Below are 21,097 nucleotides of genomic sequence, written 5' to 3' on the forward strand. Positions count from 1 at the left end.
TGGGTTCGGGGAGGTGTCGGCCTGCGATTGATTGCGTGCAGCACCCCGAGGGCATCAGTTCCCCCTTCGCCGTGCTCTGTCATGGTCCTCTCTGGGCAGACAACAAAGCTTCATCGTTGAAATAGAATAGAGATGCCGGCAGGACAATCGAGAAGGCAGCATGACGAGCAACACTTACAACCCTAGCATTGAGGATCAAATCGCTTACCTAAGAGAAGCGTTAGAACTCGGTGTCCTTGAGGTATCCGACATCGTGCAATGGGCGGATAACCAGATCATGGCACAGGAAGATCCTGCCTATGAGCTGATAGAGCTAGCACTGATGAGCAGCTCGAATCGGTACGATGTTGCAAGTCAGTTACTTCGAGTCGCGACACCCTCCTTGAGCAGCGCAGAGGTGTTGCCCTATGTGCTAGCCAAGGCACATGAACAACTCCTCATGAATCCCGATTTTGGAATGGTCTTGGCGCAAGGACTGTACCGATCTTGGTCTCGATCTAACTACGACTTTCCTGACGCTCTTGGCCTGTGCGGCTATTTCGAAGATGCCTATTCATTGGCTGAGGGCGGGACAGTTGGAACAGTTGACCAGATCAACCGGGAGTTGCTTGAGTTCACCGCCCGGTTTCGGGATCGCAATGGATTCGAGAGCGTGCTTAGCCGACAGCGTTCCAGTCTGGAGGCTGGCTCTGTGATGGCGCATGGGCTCAGGGAGTACCCGTCTTGAAAAAGGGGACAGATCTATAGTTACCGATGGATCTGTCCACTTTCTGTTATCCCCCACTTGGAGTCTGTGCCGAGCCAAGCCCAAAGAGGAGCCCGCCATGACCGCCGTCGATTGCCTCAAGTACTTACGCATCGTGCTGGTGTTGGCAGGCCTCGCGTGCCTTGCCCTCTACCCGCTCATGGTGTTCTGGCCGTCCGGTTGGGCCTGGCACACCGGTCACTCGGACTACCCGATGATGATCGTCGGCCTCTACGCCACGCTTGGCGTGTTCCTGATCCTGGCCGCGCGTGACCCGTTGGCCCACTTGAGCCTGATCGGGTTCACCGTGTGGTCCAGCGCCGTGCACGCAGGCATCATGACCGTCCAGGCGCTTACCCAGTCTGGGCAAATGGGGCACCTGGCAGGTGACGTGCCGGCACTGTTCATCGTGGCGGTGGCCTTGGCCGTTTTGACACGGCGCGCGCGGTCGGTCGCTCGGCCCAGGACAGGCAACGGGGCCTGAGAGCAGGATCAAACCAGGAGCGGTGTGGCTGCCGTCACCCGATTCTTATAGATATGCAGATCAAGCCCCACGGATGCCCACCCACGGCTCAGATACCCGCCCGACAGGTACGTGGCAGAGTCCCGGATATAGCCATTGGGATCCATCAACTGGGTATCGCTGATGTGCACGACGAAGTGGCCATTGTAGAAATCGAAGCTGAAGAAAGGCACCGTCCACGATTTGCTGATCAGGCTGATGATCAGATAGTCATCGCCCAGCACGCCGCCCGGCATCGCGCAGGTGCAGCCGCACGACCAGTTGACGCTGCTGCACGTCTGCAGCCCCATGCGCAGCCCGGCGTACCAGGGGCGCACGGACCAATTGGTGATGATCTCCGTCGGTGCATAAATGCTGACGGTGGGCTCATGCGTTTTCAGGTAGGTGGCAATGTTGGCGGGGGTGCTGCCCAGGAAGTTAGTGCAATCGACCGTGCGGGTATAGGTCATTGCGTGCGTGACTTCCGCGTCCACATCGGCGCTGACCCCGTCCGCCACCCCTTCCGTCAAACCCAAATCCCTCAGCCAATGCAGCACATACACGGCACAGGCAGCCCCGCAAAACGGGCCGTTGCCTTGATCAATCGGGTCGGTCATAACGAATGGCATGACTCGAATCTCTCCCTGAAAAATGCTGGCGGATCCCGCCTCTATTCCCTGAAAAACGCGCAACGACACCCGGCGTCCCAGACACTCTAGTGCAAGCGTACTTGGCGGATTTTGGACTTTTTAGACCGAGTCAACATGAGCAACCCGGTGGTTATAGCCATTGTGGATTCCCGGTCTTCAACTCCACTTCCAGACCCTGCACAATCCCCGGGCTCTGTGCGACAGGACGTCCTCATGCAACGGACTGCGATCTCAGTGATCCGCCAGTAAACGTGACAGCGACTGCGCCAACGCATCCCCATCACTACCGACAGACGAAAATGAAAAAAACGCTCATCGCGCTACTGGCAAGTTCAATACTCCCCCAAACAACGCCCGCTTTCGCCGACACCCTCAACGGCAAGAACCTCTATGCCCAGCGATGCGCCGTGTGCCACGGGCCGGACATCAAAGGCACCGGCCCGCTGGCCAAGCGAAGCAACCCGCCGACACCGGACCTGACGACACCCGCCTTCAAGAAACGGCTCAATGAATATCCGGGCGTTATCGTGTCTTCGGTCATTCTTCGCCCCAACGGCGACTTGATTCCAAGGACCCTGCGGGAGAACGGCGTGAAGATTCCGCCCCATGCCTGGAGCGTGAATGACTTTCGCGATTTGCATGAGTACATGACTGGCGTCATTTCAAAGGCGAAGTAGCCTTCAAATTGATGCATGAGAAAAGCAGACGAGCATTCACGATGACGCAAGAAAGCCTAATGGGGTGGACATATTTTCCATGTACGTCCGCTGCCTACCGTAAGCCAGCGCCTGTGAATGACATCAATCGCCGCCGGTAAACATGGTTAAACACAACCAGAATCAAGCAATTTAGCCAAACCACGAAATAACATCACGCGAATCAGAGTTTGTGGAGGTCAAGACACTGTTAATCGCGCAAAATTAAGAGCCTAGCAGGCTGCCAACCCCGCTTATTGACTTATGACCTTCCTAACCAGAGTCAACTATAAACCTTATGCTTCCACGGAAGCGCACACAGTGCCTTGGGAACCGGATTGTTCGTATTGGATAGTTAACAATTAATACAAAACCGATTCGCTACCGATTAAAGCGCCCTCAAAGCTGTATTCAGTACAAAAAGTACCTACCAAGACAAAAACAAAAATATTTATTGACATCTAGCAAGGCTGAATGATATTCATTAGCAGCCCTGAAGGGTAACCTAGTTGAATATAAATAAAGGAATAATTCATGTTCAAAAAAACAAAGCTCAAGCTCCTCGTTCCACGAGGATCAGCTTCGTGACATTCAAAGCTAGCCCTACCATAAATGGATACAGTGGAGGCTGCATCATGGAAGGGAAATATTTTGTTTATCGGCCAGACTGTGGCGGCCCAAGAATCCCTAACCATTGAAGCCCTAAATAGTTCACTGAGTACTCAGCATTGAGTACTCAGTTGTTATTTCAAAGAAAAGCCAAAGGAATGGCCGTGAGCAATAAAAGACAGCCCCATAGGGTATTTTCACCTTTTTCAGATAAAAACCTAGAGACAAAAAAAAAACCAAATAACACATGTGAACCCTGTATTTTCTGGAAAACTAATAGTCATAAACAAGAGCAACGGTAAAATCGTTGCCGATAATGACCAAGCCAAAATATTAGACAAAGACGAAATCCTTCGTCAAATTTCATTCGAAGAAAAAATAACGACTTCAAGCTATTGGGAGAATTGCCTATTACTACCTCCCGGATGTACGTACACACACGATCAAAAAAATAATACTGACAATATCAAAATTAATTTTCCTCACCAGGAAAGCATTGATAGCAACGAAACTCCTGATCCGTTTAACATACTTCTTACTTGCATCGCTGAAGAACATCAAAGAAATGGCCATTGCAAAATTGTGGTTCGGCTGTCCGGCGGCGTTGACTCAACATGCTTACTTCTTGCAGCCATAGAAATTGCTGGGGCAGACAATATTATTGCGATAACTTGGACCGATGAAAAATCCAGCTCCAACAATGATCGCAACGCTGCCACCGCCCTTTGCAGAAAACTAAATGTAAAACAACTTCTATTCAAGTTCGAGCCACATTATCTTTTTCAGAGTATCGAGCCAGGAGATCACTTATTTCTTCATTCCGGCATGGCGTCTGATAAAGTCTTCGAAAAAGAGAGAGAGTTCCTAAATTATAAACTGAATGAAGATTACATTGTACTGGATGGTCACGGTGGGGATCACCTTTTTTTAGATCCTGTTCCCGCTGCCGCATTTCATGATTTATTACGAAATAAAATTTTTTTTCAAGCCGTTAAAATTGCTGCAATGGTGGCAAAGCTAAGCGGAGCTAGCCTCTATGAAACGATGGTTAGCGAACGAAAGCAGCGAAATCATGAAAATCTTCTACGAAATCACTTTTTAAACGTAAAAACCCCACCTTCGCTGAACATAGAACAGCCAAAGAATCTATCAGATGAACATATACAGGCTGTGGCACAAGCCCTATGCCAGAATGCCTCAAGTTTATTTTCAAACAAACAAAAAATTAAGGTTGTGTACCCATTCACAACCAAACGAATGGTTGACTATGTGTTAAAACAGAACCCGTACGACATGTTCAACCATCACGAAGTTAGAATTCCACTAAAAAAATCCGTCAAAATAAAATATTCAGACATCCCCCTAAGAAGTGACAAGGGCCACATCACGGGCGCATACCAAAGAGCACTCAGGCTCCATGAAGAAAAAATCCTGAGTAGCCTAAGAGGTAGTTGGCTTGCAAAAGAACGCCTGATCAATGTTCCCAACATTGAAAAGGCACTCAAACGTTCAATGATGGGTATTGGTGGAATGGAAAAACTTCTAATTAAAGTAATTTGCGCCTCTCTTATAAAATAAGTCTGAATATATGAACATGCCTTTTCAGCCCCATGCGCACCACATCCTTATGCACGACCAACTCATAATCCTCAATGAAAGAGAGGACTCCTATATTATCCTTGATGAATCTCAATCAAGGGCACTAGTCAATGGAGACACACGTAGCGCGTCATACCTGGCGGTTATTACAGAGCTCTCCAAGCTAGGCATTATCAACAACTCAGCTGAAAAACTGCAGCCACTCAATAAGGCTTGCGAAAGCTATGAGGGATTAGACAACTATGTCTGGAAGACAAACAACATAAAAACACCAAGCAACACAAAACTCCTACCAACGCTACGCGCCTTAATGGACTTATTTCTGCTAAAAATAAACTTAGCATGGTTTGAACTAGAAGATACTTTAAATGAGATGAGAGCATCAAAAAACAAAGCAACATCAAAAATCCCACTTGACCGAACCGCTAATCTTGAACATTACGTTCGTGGAATCCACATCGCCTCTTTAGTTCTGCCATTCAAAATAAAATGCCTAGAGTCTTCTATATGCATATTCAAACATGCCACGAGGAACAATTTTTCCTGTGACTTTTTTATTGGCGTTCAACTGTACGACTTTCTTTCGCATGCGTGGGTAGAGATTGATGGGCAAGTAATAGCTGACGACAAGGATCTCTCAAAAAAGCTACCAAAAATCTTAACCATTTGAGGCAAAATCACATGAACTGGATCAATCAGTACATTAAGAGTTTTAGAATTATAGCAGCCAACTATCGTTGGTTCATCGCAGGATTCTCTGCAGTATCGGCGATATTCATCTTTTGCAGCGTTCTGAACTCTCTACTTCCAGTCTTGTTGCGAAGCGCCGCAAATACTTTCGAAAGTGAAAACAACGTTCAAGCAGAGTTTTTATTTTACTCCGGGTGCTACGCAGCTTTATGGACATTCTCACAAGTCCTCTCCAACATTCGAGGCGTCTTTTCCGCTTGGATACTTGCCAAGTGCGACGCCACCATTTACGAGGCCATTGTATCCAGAATATTTAGATACCCATATAGAGCACAGCAAAAACTTGATCCGGGATACGTAGTTGCAGATATAAACAGATCATCAAGTAGCTTCAGCATGGTAACAGTTGGTATTTTTTGGACAATTGTCCCCATAATAGTAGAAATCACGATCGCCATAAGTGTTCTTTATACAATAATGGGAGCGATGTATGCAGCCCTGTTTTTCGCTGTTTGCATAATACTAGTTAGCATCTCCATTTATGTCGCAAAATCTAGCTCTAGCATTCATAGAGCGCTATTCGAGGCTGACAACAACCTGTCCAGCTACACCATTGAGAGACTTGCTCGCGTCTACGATATAAAACTCAACAACACCCTGATGAAGGAATTTCAGTCCAGCAGAACTTTTTTTGACAATTATGTCAATACCATCAGAAAGGCAAATCTTGCTATGGGTGTAAAAATCGCTAGTCAGGGACTTGCGATTGGTACAGCGCTAGCATTTTTCATAATGCTTTCAGGGCTTAACTATGACTCGACCTTCACTGCCGGCGACTTCGTCATGGTGGTTGGGTATATAACCATGTTTACTTTGCAACTGCATATGCTAGCCGGAACCCTTATAAATCTACAGGCCCACCTAGTATCTTTAAACGATGGAATTAAATACATCGAAGAAAGTGTAATCAAACCTATTCACCCTCAAGAGCACTCAGAGATCGAAGGTTTTACCCTAGAAGGTGTTTCGCTAAAAAAAGACAACAAACCTATTCTTAACCAAATCAACTGCCAATTCAAAACCGGCATGAACATAATATCAGGCTGCTCCGGCGCAGGAAAAACAACGCTTATTAATGTACTGCTAGGATTTGAGCACGAATATACAGGTGCCGCATACTACAAGGGGCTTTCGATAACCGAAGCGCTTAGTGACCATATTCTTTCGGAAGTCGCCGTGGCTCCACAAAAACCGATTCTGATACCTGGAACTTTTAGGGATAATTTAATCTATGGAGCTGAAACGGTTAGCCCTCAACGATTGAGACAGGTTGTTGAACTATTAAGGCTGACTCCATCAGGTTCTGACATAGATACTTTTCTATCTAGTCCTATTGACATTTCGGGCAGTGGACTGAGTGGAGGAGAAAGACAGCGAATTGCCATTGGCCGAGCTATTTTAAGAGAAAAGCGGACAATTATACTGGACGAACCAACATCAGCTTTAGACGAAAAAAGCTCTCAAACAATTATTGACTGGCTCGTTCTCAACATACCGTGCCTGATAGTAGTCACACATGATGAAAATTTGAAGAAGAAATACGGCATTGCACTTGAACTTAGCAAAGAACCTATTGAACCGGAGGAGTGCATATAACATCTCCCCATATAATAGGTCACTTAATCAGCGATGGCAGCATTTTGAATCAGTACATGACTGGCGTCATTCCAAAGGCGAAGTAGCCTGGGACTTTGTCAATCCCAGCATCCATAGGAAGGGTAATGGGCCTTTGTGCTGGCCCATTCCCTGTTGCGTTACAGCGCCCGCACCGGAATGCAGATGTCGCAGCTGAATTCACCGGTCCGGACGTCAAATGCGGTGGCCGCTTCAAACCTCTCAAAGCAAGGCCGGTCGTCGCATTGCAGTCCGCTGGACGGCATCCACTCGCGCGTCAACCATGTCCAGGCGTTCGCCAATCCCTCGGTTTTCCCTTTGAAACCCGCCACGGCGTAACGGCCACCCGGCAGGACTTGAGTATCCACCTGGCCGCCGGCCACGAAATGCGCGGGCACTTCGACGCAAGCGTCATAGCGGCACTTGTCGGCCGGCGTGATCGAGGGGTCGTCATAACCGATGCCGTAGCACGTTTGGTCACTGAGGCCATTGGAGTGCATCCACGGCGCAATGGCCGCTCTCCAGAATTCGCCGATGGCCGGACCGTACGGGCCGATAAAACGTTGATACGCGACTCGCGCTTTTGGTAGATCAATGATGCGTACTTCCATGGCGATGGCTTCCAGTGGCCGATAAGAGCCGCCAGATTCACCGAACGCGCCCTCGCCTGCCTGATGGCGATTGCCGAAGACCTGATCAGGATTGCTCTCTTGGCCGCCGGGTGACTGCCCGATCGCGGCCGCCTGAGCCTTGAGCCGCTGAGGCGTGGTGTCGCGCCAGGCCGATGGCGTGCAGCCGAACTTGAGCTTGAACGCCCGCGCAAACGCCTCGCCCGACTGGAAGCCAGTGGCCAACGCGGTTTCAAGCACCGTTTCATGGCCGCCGCAGGCCAACCGTAACGCCGCCTTCTCGAGTCGTCGCCGCTGCGCATAGCTGCCAAGCGTCTCTCCCATCCAGGCGGCGAAAATCCGATGGAAATGGAAACGCGAGAAATTGGCGATGTCGGCCAAATGCGCGCCATCCAGAGGTTGATCGATGTGGGCATCGATGTAGTTGAGCACGCGGTTAATCCGTCGCGCGTACTCAGCGCGGGAGGCTTGGGCGGAGGGTTTGGTGGTCATGTTGGGTAGTCTGAAGGTTACCGTTCATGGGGGTGTTGAGCTGTTGAGGTTCTGCGACAACCGTAGCTCGTTTTATCGACGTAGGATTGAGTATTCGCGACTGGCGAGTTTTGCTTGTTGCCGCCGTCAGCTGTGGGTCGAAGGCGGCCTCATTTTCCATGGCGGCTATCGGCCAATAGCAGTCGTTCGCGGCCGGCTGCTTACGACCCATAGCTGCCGGTCAGCATCGGCGGAAATTGGCTGAATTTTGATATCTAGACGAGGCTATTGTGTCCGCTTTCGGTTTTTTTCATGGTTGTATTAATTGCGCTCTACACAGACCTGCTGAAACCACGCCGAAAAATTCGGCCACCTTTCATTCGTCGCGCCATTGTAAGACCAAAAACTTACCTCACCGGTTTTGTGAGACGCAGAAGTAGTCGCCATTGCCCTCAACGAAAGGGAGCCAGTCCTTTGGTACACCGCTATGGTTCCATGCTGACTCGGCAATTTGAAATATGTCGACATCGCTGCTCCCAGGAAGAATAACAGCGGGTTCAAAATAGGCATTCGCCACGTTACTTCCCCCCCTTTAAAAACTCGACATAGGCGGGAGGAAAATGGAAGTAAGGTTACGTTCTGCTTCTGCGATATCTGCGTCTTCAAGGACACGGAACGGATCGCTAATCACAAACGAGTCACCTTACGCTAGGATTAATGAGCAAACTGTTTGGTTCCGTCAGCGGAACCTGGCTATCGAAGGATTAAAAACTTATACCCCAGCGAGGCCGGGACACGGAGTTATCAGGAGGGGCGCAGTCCCAATAATCAAGTCTGGTCGCGGCCTGCTGCATGGCTAGAATTGTCTAGGTGAGTTCACCTTACGTATACCACTGGACAGCTCTGCTACCACTCGGCCGACGGACAAATCTGTGTGATAATAGCTCTGCGCGGGTGATCGCATGCGGTTGGACGATATGCTTCTTAGAATATTGATATGAGATCAAGATTTGAATCCGGAATATATACACCCACCCCCTAAATTCAGTGCTGCTGCGTGGGTCTATTGAACAGACGCATTACAAACCAGTTGGAGTTGTAAAAAAATGACAGAAGAGCTCAAGGAGAAAGATATTTTTCTTTATCGCCCCATGCGAGATAACGAATATAATTCATGGGAAAATCTGTCTGTAGATGATTATGCTCAGGATTTAATGGCTAGCCATCTCTACAGTCAAACCAAAGCGAGATCAGAGGCTTTCAGAACCTATAGAGTCGCATTGCCGCAAGGAATGAACACGAAGAACAACCATTTTCGAGTTTACGAAACTGGGGGGCAGGTGGCTGGATACATTTGGTTCAGTGTTGATAATGACTCAGCGTTTCTGTCAGATATAATTTTACTTCCTGAGTTTCAGGGTAAAGGTATAGGGAAGAGTTTTATTTGTGAGCTTGTAAATGAACTAGGCGCTCTAAAAATCAGTGAGCTAGAGCTCAGAGTGTCTCCTGACAATCATCGTGCTATGAATTTATACAGAAAGTTAGGTTTTCGAATCACTGGCTTTGACATGAGTCTCTTATTGGATACAGAAGCACCGTGTGGATAATTAGCTAACTTTCAATCAGCTGATGATTGGTAAGTGGATAGGCAACATGCCTTGCACAAGACAGGCAAGCGTCCCCTGATGCGGTAGCAAGTACCCGATCTCACTGGCCCGCTGTGTCGGCAGTCGTGTCAGCACATCTTTGAGATAGGCATACGGATCATGCCTATTCATGCGCGCCGATTGGATCAGCGCCTCGACCATCTACAGCGCCATTGCAAATCCGGCGGCACAATCGCTGGCACCCCACAGACCGTGGGCACTGTCGGTCTAATGGATGCGCGCCAGGCGTAGAAGATGGCTGCCGTGAGTCCAGCTGGCCGGGAGATGGTGGACCAACACGGGTCGGCGTGATTGCCGGGCGAGCAAGAAAAGGCTCCCGCACAGGAGCCAGGTGTGGGAGCAGATTGAGCATAGGGCGGAAGTCAATGTAACGGTGGTGAAAGACCGTAATCGGCCAGTAGTATCAAGCTTTAAAAGCTTCCTGCACGCTGTCTGATTCGAGAATGCTCAAGAGGTGGTGTCGATCAAGCCTCTTGTCGAATCACCGGCGGCTCAGTCAGCATCCTCGTTCATGAATGATTGGGCTATGGACGATACGTCCTGGTCGCCATGCCCCATTGATTGCGCGTGCTGAGCCACTTGGCACACAGCGTCGAAGACCGGGGTACGGCGATCACACGCAGCGGAGAACGAAGCGGCAAGGGGCCTGTGCTTCGAGACTTAGGTATCCACGCGGCTTTGAAAATGGCGGTGAATGTCTGCTCTTGGCTGTGGATTCAACCGGCCGACGCAACCGCCGGCACGATCAGTACACTGCGTGACAGCCAGGAAGCGATTGATGTCTGCCGCCGTCAACAGTCAGGCAACCCGTCCCCCGCCCCTATCAACATCTGCACCAGATTCTCCGGCCACACCGTTTCCTGCGTAGTGTTCAACGCCTGAACCGACCACCAACGATGCTCAGCCATGACCTTCTTCTCATGCTCGGTCCATTCCGCACGGCAGAGGCCGTTGTCCGGAACATGCACGACAAAATACTGCTCGACCGCCAACACAGGTTCTCCGCTCGGCAACAGCAGCGACACTCTGCGCTCCGCCACGGGGCCGGCCACTTCGTTGACGTGAATGCCTGTTTCCTCACGCAGCTCACGGATGGCCGCGGCGTGAAACGTTTCGCCTTCCTCCAGGCCGCCGCCCGGCGTCGCCCAGTGGCTGGTGCCGGCCAAGGCATCGTCGTGGTGGCAGAACTTGAACAGCAGGACTTCCAGAGAAGGGTTGATGACCAATAGCCGGGCTGCCTTGCGCTCTCGCATCTGTTCGTTCCCTGAGTGAAAAGGCGCGCAGGTTAAGGGTGACTCCGGGCTACGGCAAGGCACAAACTTCACCCGCCGCGTCAGTGCCAGCAACCGACCCCGTGCGCTCGCTGGACAGGTGCGCTTGCGGCCGATAGCCTCCCCGCCTGACCTCACCTCACGGACCGACTGCGGGGAACGTAAAACATGATGTTGAGACTGGATCAGCCGTTCTCCGAACAAGAGCTTGCGCAAGCCGATGAGCTGGAGCTTTACAACGTTTCAGACAAAACATGGCCCATCGTGCTGTCCCATTGCAACGCCGTCGAACTTCAACTCCACCCCCTGAAGCTGACATCACTTGAGGGAATCGCCGGGTTAACGAACACGCGGCGATTGAAGTTGGAACGGGCGAAGAAAATTGAAACGCTGGCGCCTGTCTTCCAAATGAAAGGCCTGACGCACCTCACCGTCGAAGAGTGCGTGGGACTGCATCGGCTCGACGGGATCGAAGCCTTGAGCGAACTGACTGAACTGCGCCTGACCGGCACCTTGTGGGGCGGCTCGACACCGCTGCGCCTAAACACCCTCGAACCGCTGTTACGCCTTCCCAGGCTCAACAAGCTGTCGCTGGCGAACCTGAAGCTGGGCGACGACGATATCACTGGCCTTGCCCGCTGCACCCACCTTCGCCATTTGAGTTTGACCAATCAGTTTGATCGCGCTCAGGTTGCCTTTCTCGCCAGCCGGCTGAACGGGCAACTTCTCGAACCTTTGAAGGCCTACGTCACAACACATATCGGTTGCGCGACGTGCAATGGCCCGACGGCCATGTTCACGGGGCGGAGAATGCCTTTCCTTTGCTCGGCCTGCGATGCTCCGAGGTTTCAGAAGCTGACCCGTCAGTTCGAACAGATGGTGATCGATGCATCGCTCCCGGCGATGTCGCAATCTGTATAGGGCAAGATCTTTTGGGGCTGCACCCGACAGAACCGGCCCGCCAACGGCAAGCCTTTGCGGCGACCGGACGCAAACGCATTTGAAGGTTACCGGGCGATTTGATGAAATGGCCGCGCGGTTGTGCGAAGCAGCCGTCGTCTGAAGAGAGTGGAAAAATGAACCGTCGCAAAAAGATCAATCAACTGCTCAAGGCCCACGCGAAAAAGGCCAGCGCCAAACTGGCGCCCAAGAGCAAACCCAAGTACATCTGCAAGGCGGACCGGTTGAAGATGGCGGCCGAGGCCAGTCAGGCGTCGGCCGAGGTTGCGCAGGACGCCGCGCCGGTTTGACCGTTTGGGGCGGTTCGCTGCGCTAGCGCTGCTGCAAGGCGATCTTGACCCCCAGCCCGACAAACAGCGTCCCGATGATTTTCCCTTCCCAGCGCCGCAGCTTCGAAAGGCCTTTGATGCACCGGCTCAACGGGCGGATGCTGACGGAGATCAGGCTGGTGTAGATCGCGCTGAGCCCTGAGAAGATCAGGCCCAGCACGGCGAACTGGCTCAACGACGAGCCCGATTCCGGGTGAATGAACTGCGGCAGGAACGCCAGGAAGAAAATCGCGGTTTTCGGGTTCAGCACTTCGGCGCCGACGGCCTGGAAATAGGCCTGCCCCGGGGTCACGGCAGGCAGTTTGGCCTGTGCGGCAGCGCCCGGCTTGGCCAGAAAGGCGCACACGCCCAGATAGATCAGGTAGCAGGCGCCGACGATCTTCACCACGTTGAAGGCCAGCGCCGACGTCATGAGAATGGCCGACAGCCCCAGCGCCGCGCTCAGCGTATGCACCAGGTCGCCGGAGGCGACGCCCAGCCCGGTGGCGATGCCCACTTTGCGTCCGCCCTGCAGGGTGCGCGTGATGACCAACAGCACGGCGGGGCCGGGAATCAAGAACAGGCCGATCACCACGGCCACGTACGTCACGATAGATGCCGGATCGAACATCGCGTATCCCCCTCAAGGCAGTTCAGCGCCACAGTTATCCTGATCTGGCCGCCGAAAGCAACCGGGGGCCTTTCTCCCCGTGCGCGCCGACGTGAAAACAGGCTTAATGCCCAGGCAACTGAATGGCACTCGCATCGGGTATCGACCACGGACGAAGGCAGGCGCACCCAACGGCGGCCCCGGTTGTTCGTGATCTTTTCTGCTCAAGGACGATAACGACATTGAAAACAGCTTTCGGCGCCCTGCTCCTGACCGGCCTGACAACCCTCGCACTGGCTGACGAGCCCCCGGTCGGCTTCCATGCTTCGACACTGCCGGACACGGGCAACGGGCGTGCCGTGGAAATGGTCGTCTGGTATCCCGGCGCGACGGCCGCAGCAACGCAACTGATCGGCGATGACGTGGTGTTCATCGGCGCACCCGCCGTGCGCGACGCGCCGCCCGCGGCCGGCGAGCATCCCTTGGTCGTGCTGTCCCACGGGTTCAGGGGCAACTGGAACAACCAGACTTGGCTGGCCAGTGCCTTGGCCCACCGGGGTTACATCGTCGCCGCCGTCAACCACCCCGGCACCACCACCCACGACCGCAGCCCTGAGGCCGCAGCGCAGTTGTGGCAACGTCCCGTCGACATCAGCCGGGCCATCGAGGCCGTCACCGCCCAGCCTGAGAGGTTCGGAGCGGTGGCCGAGCGCCGGATCGCGGTCATGGGCCACTCGCTGGGCGGCTGGACTGCGCTCGAGATCGCCGGTGCCCGATTCGATCCGGAGCGTTTCGCCGATGACTGCAAAGCCCACCCGAAGTTGGCCAGTTGCACCGTTTACCGGCAGATGAACCCCGCAGGCACCGCAGAATCCAGAACCGCCCAGGGCGCCGACTGGCGCGATAAACGCGTCACGGCGGTGGTCACCTTGGACCTGGGCCTGGCACGGGGGCTGACCGATGCGAGCCTTGCCGCGCTGCCGGTGCCCACGTTGGTGATCGCCGCCGGCGTGCCGTCGCCGGAGCTGCCCGCACAGCTGGAGTCCGCCCACTTGGCCAAGCGTTTGCCCCCGGCCTCAAGCGCTTACGTCGAAATCAGCGACGCCAGTCACTTCAGCTTCCTTTCGCGGTGCAAACCCGGCGCGCAGGCGTTGCTCGAAGAAGACTCGCCCGGCGACGGCATCATTTGCCGGGATGGCGACAACGGCCGCCCGCGTGAGGCGATCCAGCAGCAGGTGACTACGCTGATCACCGAGTTTCTGGCCCAGACGCTCTCTGGCCGATGACCGGCGCAATCCACCGTCGCAAGCCCCGCCCAGCATCACAGTTGCGCGATGCCGACGGCGGTCTTGCGGTGAGATGGATGACCTCTAGAGAGACCTGAAACGATGAACCGCCGGAAAAAGATCAATCAACTGCTGAAGGCTCACGCCAAAAAGGCCAGCGAACAGCCTTCGAGACAATGACGATGTCCCGCTTATCGCTCGTGAAAATTGACTTGAGTGAAGTCAGAAGTTCCGCCGAACTGCATGCCATCCTGAGAGATGCACTTCAGTTCCCTGGCTGGTACGGCTGCAACTGGGACGCTTTCTGGGATGCCATTACAGGGCTCGTTGAAATGCCCCGGCACTTGCATCTTTTAGGGTGGAACATTCTGTCGGGGCGCTTGCCGGAAGAGGCAAGGCTCCTGCAGAAATGCCTCGCACACATGAAAACCGAATACCCGGAATTCGCGCCGGATGTTGAGTTCCTGTAGTTGGTTTTCCGGCCGACACTCAACAACCGGCCTGCAAATACTCACTCTGCGGCCAGCCCTCATCGGCCCGCCGCAGAGGTTTTGCCCTTACGTCCCTTACGTCTTGGGCTCGACGTTATCCAGCGCCTGATTCACCGCCACCTCCCCCAGCATCACCAGTTGCGCGATGCCGACGGCGGTCTTGCGGTGGATGGGCTCCAGCACGGCGGCGAAGTTGTTGAGCATGGCGCCGGCCGAGCCCAGGGATTCGCTGGCGTTGGCCAGCAGGGATTCGGTGTCGTAGACCGGGTTGGCCAGGTACATCGGTTCGGGCGCCTGACGGTGGCCCAACAGGGGGGACGGAGGGTTGAGGTAGTGGTCGAGGGCGCGTTCGGCGGCTTCGTTGAGTTTTCGCGAATCGGCGGATTCGTACGGGGATGCCGGATCGGTGACGGGTGGATTCGGTGTTGGCTTGAACATAGATGAATCTCCAGAGTGAAAAATGGAGCCATCAGCTTCGCTACCAAACGAAGGGTGGTGGCCATACGCAGGTTGGTAGACCGGTCACCTGGATACCCGGCGCGTCCGAAAACGCCCTACGCATGGCCACCATAAAACAGAGGACGAAAAGTCCCTGCATACGGCTTTTGCGATGCGACAGGTAAGCCGGGCTACCAAACCCGATCACTGTTCTTCAGTGACCCGAAAACGATAAGACCCACCCCCCAGACGCACAAGCCGGCGGATTCTGGCGCAGGCGTAGGCAACGGCGCAAGGCGTCGTAGCCTTGGGGAAGTAACCGTGGGTGTCTTTAAACACCACGACTTAAACACCACTGGCGTCGGCCCTCTCCCCTGCCCTGCGCGTCGGCCGGGCCGAACCTGCACGGGCCGCGCTCAGTCCTCCCACGAGGCGGGCTTGACCACGACCAGGCTGCACGGCGCACGGTTCAGCACGCTTTCGGCGGTGCGGCCGAGCAAGCGCCCCACGATCCCGCGATACGCCGAACCCAACACCAACATGTCGAAGGCGCCTTGGCGGGCGAACCGGACGATGACCTCGTCGGGAATGCCCGTCAGCAGGTGCCGACACGCCGGGGCGATGCCGTAACGCTCGGCCAGGGTCGCGAACGCCTCTTCCTGGGCGTCGTTGATCGCCTCGCTCAGGCGCGGGTCGAGGCAAGCGGTCGGCCTGCTCAAGGGAGCGCCGTCCGTCACCGCCCAGCGCGTCACGTTCAACACGTGCAGCGAGGCGCCGCAGCGCTCGGCGAGCGTCGCGGCCACGTCCAGTATCCGGTCGTTCAGGCCTTGGGTGAGTTCTTCGAGGTGGGACAGGTCGACCGCCGCCAGAATCTTCTGCGGCGCGGGGTGGACGGCGTCGGTGACCAGGTGCAGGGGCGCCGGGCACTCGCGCATCAGTTGCCAGTCCGCCGGGCGATGGAAGGCCCGGCCCAGCGCCACGACATAGCGGGCGTCCTTGATCACCAGGTCGGGATGGAAATCGTTCACGTAGTCCAGCAGGTGCGCCGGGCTCGCCTTGGACCAGACCACTTCGGTGGTCACCTGCAGGCCCGCGCACTGCTGGAACCGCGCCTGCTGTTCCAGCCAGTGGCGGTGCACCTGCAGATAGCCTTCCCGCGCCTGGGCCATGGCTTCGTGATCCAGCAGGCCGGCCACGGCCAGCACCCGGACGTAATCGAACGCGACAATGTGCAGCAGCGCGCCGCTTGCGCAGGCCAGGGCCCGCGCCCGTTCGAAGGCCGGGGTGCGCACCGTTTCGCGGGGCGCGATCAACAGAATCCGCTTGAGCTTGACCATCGCACGCTCCCGAAGGGCCGTGGCCGGCGCTGCGTGTTCACACCGCCAAGACGCAGCAAGGCACCTGGTAGAGGATGTGCTCGGTGGTGCTGCCCAGCAGTTTGCTCAGGCCGCGGGACTGCACCCGGCCCATCACGATGACGTCGACGTGGCGCTCTTCGGCGAACTGGCTCAGCACGTTGACCGGCTGGCCGTCGATGAAGTGACGGCACTCGGACGGCACGCCGAAACGGCTGGCCAGGTGCAGAAAGGCCTTTTGCATGTCGTCGCGCATGGCCCGCGTGAGGTCGGCCAGGGGGAAGCCGCCCATGTCCGCCAGGTAGGCCGCCGACAGGTCGCAGGCGCTCACCAGGTGCAGCTCCGCGTCGCACTGGATGGCCAGGGCGTTGGCCTGGCGGATGATCCGTTCGTTCAGTTCGCTGTCGGCGGACTCGCTGTCCGAGACCTCGACCGCCGCCACCACTTTGCGCGGCAGCACGTAGCCGTTGCCGCCCACCAGGTAGATCGGCACGGGGCAATGGCGCAGCAGGTGCCAGTCCAGCGGGGTGAAGAACGCGCGCTTGAGGGACGAGACCTGCTCGATTTCCTTGATCAGCAAATCGGGCCGGTACTCGGCGACGTGCTGGAGGATGTCGCGCTCGATGTCCTGCGCCCAGACCACCTGCGACGTCACCTCGATCCGGCGGCTGCGCAGGTTGTCCACCTGAGCGTCGAGCATCTGCCGGTGCTCCTGCAGGAAGCTCTCCCGCGCCTGCGCGCGGTTGCCCTCTTCGAGCAGCGACAGCCCCTTGAGCGACGGCATCAGCGCCAGGATGTGCAGGCCGGCGCCGCTGGCCTTGGCCAGCGCTGCGGCATGGTTCAGCGCCGACGACTGGCGCAGGAGCGGGTTAGTGATCAATAGCAACCGTTGATACTGGCTCATGCCAATCTCCCTTCAGGTGGGTGAAACCCACGTCTGTCCCCTCAATCGGCAATGCCGGCGGCATCGCCCGTTCGTGTCTCACCCGCGGCATGCCCCACCGCCAGCAGGCTGCCCGGCACCGAGTAGAGCGCCCGTTCGGTGTTGCTGCCCAGCCACCGGTCAAGGCCGGTGCGGTGCACGGTGCCCATCACCACCACATCGGCCAGGTACTGTTCGACGAACTCGCTGATGACCGGCACCGGCAGGCCCATCACGAAATGCCGGCGTTCGGGCGGCACGCCATGGCGCTCCGCCAGGTCAATGAAGGCCCGGTGCATGGATTCGCGCAGGGACTCGACGAAGTCCGCCCCCCAGCCGCTGACCAACGGCGCATCGCCGTTGAACGCCGGCGTCAGGTCGTAGGCATACAGCAGGTGCAGCGGCGCGTCGCATTGGATCGCCAAGGCGCTGGCGGAGCGGATGATGGTGTCGTTCAGGCCGCTGGCCATGCCGGCGGGGTCGAACGGGTCGACCGCCGCCACGACACGGTGCGGCAGGCTGTAGCGGATCTGGTTGACCAGGTGCACGGGCACCGGGCATTCGCGCAGCAGGTGGCAGTCCAGCGGCGTGACGAACACCCGCTTGAGCAACGGCTCCAGGGTCACGTCCTTGATCAGCAGGTCGGGCTGCAGATCCTGCACGCAGCGCAGGATGTCCAATTGCGGGTGGGTGGTGAACACCACCTCCACCGTCACGTCCAGGCCCAGCCCCGACAGTTGCTCCAACTGATCGGCGACCCAGCGGCGGTGATGGCGCAGGTAGCGCTGGTATTCGGCCTCGTCGATCTTGTCTTCCCACAGGTGAACGACCGGTGCGGGCTCCGCGAACACCCGCACGTCCAACGCGGCCCCGCTCGCCCCCGCCAATGCCACGGCACGTGACATGGCCGGGGACGGATGCAGGGTCCGGTCAGCGATCAGCAGCAAACGCCGGTATCGATCCATTTCACGCCTCCGCAAGACAATTTCAGGCCTTCAGCTTGGCCTCGGGGGCTGCGCACCCGTTTGATTTACGTCAACCGGGCGCCATGCGCGGCCCGCCCTCGTCGGGCTTGCGTCTGCAGCATGGGCCTGTGCGCCGGGCGCGCGTTGATCTTTGTCAGCCCTTGGGCGAATCGCCGCTCAATGCACCAGCAGACCGGCCCACATGGCCAGAGTCAGCAGGAGCTGTCCGGGGATGACATACGCGGCGTACCGCCGCCCGCCGCTGACCCAGGCCACCAGGCATTTGCTCAGGGCGTTGCTGGTCAGGGCCAGCAGCACCGGCGTCGCGACGGCGCTGTAGGCCAGCAGCCCGCCCTTGGCCAGCGAGGCGATGGAGGCTGTCGATGAATGGGCATCGGCGAACCCGCCGAGCAGCGCCGTCACCCTCACGCCCGCCTCGCCGAAGCGGTCGAGCATCAGCGACGACAGGAACGTCACCCCGGCCATGGTCAAGGCGACCGCCAGCGCGAGCTTGAGGTTGAACGCCCCGCCGACCTTGACCGGCTGCCCGGCGTTGGCCGCCGGCCGCAGGAACAGCAAACCGAGACTGAACAGCAACGCGGCGCCGAACCCGGCCAGCAGCGGGTTGCGCAGGTACGGCAGCAGCGCCGTGTCGACCGTGCCGAGGATCAGCGCGATCTGGGTCACCGTCGCCAGGTTCGACACGATGGCGGCTGCGCTCAACACTTTGAGGTTGTCCGGCTCCTGGCGGGCGATGTGCCCCATGGCGGCGACGGTCATGGTGCCGGAGGCGAAACCGGACGCGATGGCGCTGACGACGTAGCCGTAGCGCACCCCCAGCGTGCGCACGGCGATGTGCCCGACGGCGCCGACGCCCATCAGCAGCACGGTCAACGTGCACAGCGTGCGCAGGTTGAGCGCCGAGTACGGGCCGAGGTAGCGGTCGGGTGTGAGGGGCAGCACCACCAGTGCGGCGATCAGCAGCACCAGGCCGTCGCGCATCTCTGCGTCGCTCAACTGGCTGCGGGCGAAGTGGTGCAGCCGGCGCCGGTAAGCCAACAGCCCGGCCATCACCACGCCGATGGCGACCGCCAGTTCCGGCGCGGTGCCGCACAGCGCGCCCAGCAGGGCCACGGTGATCAAGGCCACTTCGCTGGTCACGCCGGGATCGCGGCTCAGGCTGCGCCAATAGGCCACGCTGACCAGCACGGCCAGGCAGCCGCCGACGACGCCCACCAGCGGCGGGCCGCCCACCTGCATCGCGACGTAACCGAGCAACGCGGCGATGGCGAACGTGCGCAGCCCGGCGCAGGCGCGGCTGTCGCCCCGCCCCTTGTGCCGCTCGCGCTCCAGGCCGATGAGCAATCCGATCCCCAGCGCGGCGGCGGCGCCCGCCAGTTCCAGCGCGGCATTCATGAGCCTGTCCCCCGAGCGTCTCGCACCCCGCCCAGACTGCGCCGCCGGGCCCTGGCGGCACTTGATAATGATCAACAATCCATGACGCGGGCCACGTCCGACCGCCCGTCGGCGGCACGCGGGCCCGTCGCCGGTTGTTGATAAAGGTCAAGCCCCCCGCCACCGCCGGTCGCACCCTGTGGGCATCGATCCCAAACGCCTCGCCACAGGAGTTTCGTCATGTCCGAGCCCTCGCGTTTCATGCTGGTCGCCTCACCGCTGATGGAAAACAGCCCCGCGTTCGACCGCGCCGCGGCGTTGGCCAAGGCGTCGGACGCGGCCCTGCACATCGTGGCCTTCGATTATCTGGAGGGGCTGGCCACCGCCGGGATGGTCAATGAACAGGCGCTGGAACAGATGCGCATCGGCTACACCGAGCGCCATCGCCAGTGGCTCGAAGAGCAGGCGCGGCCCCTGCGCAAGATCGGGGTGCCGGTCACCACCGAAGTGGTGTGGGTGGAGCGGCCGCTGCAGGAAATCCTCATCCACCTCAGGGAGCAGCCCATGGCGGCGCTGATCAAAGCCCTGGAGCCGGAATCGTTCCTGTCGCGCCTGATGTTCACCCCGCTGGACATCCACCTGCTGCGCGAATGCCCGGTGCCGCTGCATTTCGTCAGCCACGTCGGGCACGCCCTGCCGCGCAGGATCCTGGCGGCGGTGGATCCGTTCCACCGTGAGGGCCAGTACGCCGACCTCAACGACAGCATCCTGCGCGAGGCCGTGAAGCTGGCGAGCATCTGCAACGCCGAGCTCGATGTGATCTACGCCCATGACCTGTCGTCGATCAGCGCCGATGAGTTCGGCTTCGACAATGCCTCGGCGTTCTTCTCCTCCAGCGCCGCCAAATCGCTGTTCGACGCCCAGGCCGACGCCTTCCGAGACATGGCCGAACGCAACGGCATCGCGCCGGAACGCCGGCACATGGTGATGGGCAACCCGGCCAAGGTGCTGTGCAGCTACGCGGCCGGGTATGACATCGACATGATCGTCATGGGCCGGGTCGGCCACCATGGCGCGGGCCGGTTGGTCGGCAGCACGGTGGAACACCTGCTGTACAAGATACCGTGCAGCGTCTGGGTGATCGCACCGCAGACGCTCTGAGCCC

Annotated in this window: 22 protein-coding genes and 2 pseudogenes; 13 read left to right on the top strand and 11 right to left on the bottom strand. The window is 57.2% G+C overall.

What is annotated here, in order from left to right:
* The first annotated feature begins 160 nt into the window (after positions 1-160).
* Entirely contained in the window at positions 161-727 is a 567-nt protein-coding gene (locus CAG41_RS20295; RefSeq protein WP_256575569.1) for a hypothetical protein, read from the top strand.
* 97 nt (positions 728-824) lie between these two features.
* Positions 825-1,229 (top strand): DUF6632 domain-containing protein, encoded by a 405-nt coding sequence (locus CAG41_RS20300; protein ID WP_085585554.1) that lies wholly within the window; start codon positions 825-827, stop codon positions 1,227-1,229.
* An 8-nt stretch (positions 1,230-1,237) separates the two neighbouring features.
* On the opposite strand, the gene CAG41_RS20305 is transcribed toward CAG41_RS20300, so the two are convergent.
* On the bottom strand, positions 1,238-1,864 hold the full coding sequence (locus CAG41_RS20305) for a hypothetical protein (protein ID WP_139831381.1): 627 nt from the start codon (positions 1,862-1,864) through the stop codon (positions 1,238-1,240).
* A gap of 332 nt (positions 1,865-2,196) precedes the next feature.
* Between CAG41_RS20305 and CAG41_RS20310 the strand changes: the two genes are divergently transcribed.
* The 4 genes from CAG41_RS20310 to CAG41_RS20325 all read left to right on the top strand — a co-directional run bounded on the left by CAG41_RS20310 (position 2,197) and on the right by CAG41_RS20325 (position 7,146).
* The gene (locus tag CAG41_RS20310) at positions 2,197-2,574 is read left to right on the top strand and encodes a cytochrome c (RefSeq protein ID WP_085632865.1); all 378 of its coding nucleotides are present in this window, start codon (positions 2,197-2,199) and stop codon (positions 2,572-2,574) included.
* 876 nt (positions 2,575-3,450) lie between these two features.
* Complete coding sequence (locus CAG41_RS20315; protein ID WP_178081845.1) at positions 3,451-4,779, top strand: asparagine synthase-related protein; 1,329 nt, start codon at positions 3,451-3,453, stop codon at positions 4,777-4,779.
* A 49-nt stretch (positions 4,780-4,828) separates the two neighbouring features.
* A complete protein-coding gene (locus tag CAG41_RS20320; protein ID WP_170930294.1) occupies positions 4,829-5,470 on the top strand; it encodes a lasso peptide biosynthesis B2 protein in 642 nt (213 codons plus the stop codon).
* An 11-nt stretch (positions 5,471-5,481) separates the two neighbouring features.
* On the top strand, positions 5,482-7,146 hold the full coding sequence (locus tag CAG41_RS20325; protein WP_085632858.1) for an ABC transporter ATP-binding protein: 1,665 nt from the start codon (positions 5,482-5,484) through the stop codon (positions 7,144-7,146).
* Positions 7,147-7,304: 158 nt separating this feature from the next.
* Here CAG41_RS20325 and CAG41_RS20330 read toward each other — a convergent pair whose 3' ends face one another.
* Together CAG41_RS20330 and CAG41_RS29200 are read right to left on the bottom strand one after the other, a co-directional pair.
* Positions 7,305-8,225 carry a GyrI-like domain-containing protein gene (locus tag CAG41_RS20330; RefSeq protein ID WP_256576803.1) on the bottom strand — a complete coding sequence of 307 codons (921 nt, stop codon included), beginning with the start codon at positions 8,223-8,225 and terminating at the stop codon, positions 7,305-7,307.
* A 360-nt stretch (positions 8,226-8,585) separates the two neighbouring features.
* A pseudogene (locus CAG41_RS29200) lies at positions 8,586-8,955 on the bottom strand (SMI1/KNR4 family protein).
* Between the two features lie 415 nt (positions 8,956-9,370).
* Between CAG41_RS29200 and CAG41_RS20340 the strand changes: the two are divergent.
* Complete coding sequence (locus tag CAG41_RS20340; protein ID WP_085707399.1) at positions 9,371-9,871, top strand: N-acetyltransferase; 501 nt, start codon at positions 9,371-9,373, stop codon at positions 9,869-9,871.
* Positions 9,872-9,886: 15 nt separating this feature from the next.
* Here CAG41_RS20340 and CAG41_RS20345 read toward each other — a convergent pair.
* Positions 9,887-10,069 (bottom strand): annotated as a pseudogene (locus tag CAG41_RS20345) (transposase domain-containing protein); the annotation flags it as partial.
* Between the two features lie 653 nt (positions 10,070-10,722).
* Complete coding sequence (locus tag CAG41_RS20350; RefSeq protein WP_085707400.1) at positions 10,723-11,184, bottom strand: NUDIX hydrolase; 462 nt, start codon at positions 11,182-11,184, stop codon at positions 10,723-10,725.
* A gap of 186 nt (positions 11,185-11,370) precedes the next feature.
* On the opposite strand from CAG41_RS20350, the gene CAG41_RS20355 reads away from it, so the two are divergent.
* Together CAG41_RS20355 and CAG41_RS20360 are read left to right on the top strand one after the other, a co-directional pair.
* A complete protein-coding gene (locus tag CAG41_RS20355; RefSeq protein WP_085632850.1) occupies positions 11,371-12,123 on the top strand; it encodes a hypothetical protein in 753 nt (250 codons plus the stop codon).
* 155 nt (positions 12,124-12,278) lie between these two features.
* The gene (locus tag CAG41_RS20360; RefSeq protein ID WP_085656477.1) at positions 12,279-12,452 is read left to right on the top strand and encodes a DUF2986 domain-containing protein; all 174 of its coding nucleotides are present in this window, start codon (positions 12,279-12,281) and stop codon (positions 12,450-12,452) included.
* A gap of 22 nt (positions 12,453-12,474) precedes the next feature.
* On the opposite strand, the gene CAG41_RS20365 is transcribed toward CAG41_RS20360, so the two are convergent.
* The gene (locus CAG41_RS20365; RefSeq protein WP_085585540.1) at positions 12,475-13,101 is read right to left on the bottom strand and encodes a LysE family translocator; all 627 of its coding nucleotides are present in this window, start codon (positions 13,099-13,101) and stop codon (positions 12,475-12,477) included.
* 221 nt (positions 13,102-13,322) lie between these two features.
* Here CAG41_RS20365 and CAG41_RS20370 point away from each other — a divergent pair, with 221 nt between their 5' ends.
* The 3 genes from CAG41_RS20370 to CAG41_RS20375 all read left to right on the top strand — a co-directional run bounded on the left by CAG41_RS20370 (position 13,323) and on the right by CAG41_RS20375 (position 14,836).
* Complete coding sequence (locus tag CAG41_RS20370) at positions 13,323-14,366, top strand: alpha/beta fold hydrolase (protein WP_085707401.1); 1,044 nt, start codon at positions 13,323-13,325, stop codon at positions 14,364-14,366.
* Between the two features lie 102 nt (positions 14,367-14,468).
* Positions 14,469-14,546 (top strand): DUF2986 domain-containing protein, encoded by a 78-nt coding sequence (locus CAG41_RS28390; RefSeq protein ID WP_139831384.1) that lies wholly within the window; start codon positions 14,469-14,471, stop codon positions 14,544-14,546.
* 2 nt (positions 14,547-14,548) lie between these two features.
* Complete coding sequence (locus CAG41_RS20375) at positions 14,549-14,836, top strand: barstar family protein (protein WP_085585536.1); 288 nt, start codon at positions 14,549-14,551, stop codon at positions 14,834-14,836.
* A 96-nt stretch (positions 14,837-14,932) separates the two neighbouring features.
* Here CAG41_RS20375 and CAG41_RS20380 read toward each other — a convergent pair whose 3' ends face one another.
* The 5 genes from CAG41_RS20380 to CAG41_RS20400 form a co-directional block, all read right to left on the bottom strand.
* A complete protein-coding gene (locus CAG41_RS20380) occupies positions 14,933-15,295 on the bottom strand; it encodes a DUF6124 family protein (protein ID WP_085585534.1) in 363 nt (120 codons plus the stop codon).
* Positions 15,296-15,711: 416 nt separating this feature from the next.
* Positions 15,712-16,632, bottom strand: coding sequence for a universal stress protein (locus CAG41_RS20385; protein ID WP_085639348.1), 921 nt, complete (start codon positions 16,630-16,632; stop codon positions 15,712-15,714).
* A gap of 37 nt (positions 16,633-16,669) precedes the next feature.
* Complete coding sequence (locus tag CAG41_RS20390) at positions 16,670-17,554, bottom strand: universal stress protein (protein ID WP_085632844.1); 885 nt, start codon at positions 17,552-17,554, stop codon at positions 16,670-16,672.
* A gap of 41 nt (positions 17,555-17,595) precedes the next feature.
* Positions 17,596-18,537: a universal stress protein gene (locus CAG41_RS20395; protein ID WP_085695078.1), complete on the bottom strand. Its 942-nt coding sequence runs from the start codon at positions 18,535-18,537 to the stop codon at positions 17,596-17,598.
* A gap of 177 nt (positions 18,538-18,714) precedes the next feature.
* Positions 18,715-19,953, bottom strand: coding sequence for a DUF4010 domain-containing protein (locus CAG41_RS20400; protein WP_085632842.1), 1,239 nt, complete (start codon positions 19,951-19,953; stop codon positions 18,715-18,717).
* Positions 19,954-20,172: 219 nt separating this feature from the next.
* Between CAG41_RS20400 and CAG41_RS20405 the strand changes: the two genes are divergently transcribed.
* Positions 20,173-21,093, top strand: coding sequence for a universal stress protein (locus CAG41_RS20405; protein ID WP_085585524.1), 921 nt, complete (start codon positions 20,173-20,175; stop codon positions 21,091-21,093).
* Positions 21,094-21,097 lie beyond the last annotated feature (4 nt).

It is taken from the genome of Pseudomonas sp. B35(2017) (assembly GCF_002113645.1).
In the GTDB taxonomy this organism is placed as follows: Bacteria; Pseudomonadota; Gammaproteobacteria; order Pseudomonadales; family Pseudomonadaceae; genus Aquipseudomonas; species Aquipseudomonas ekonensis.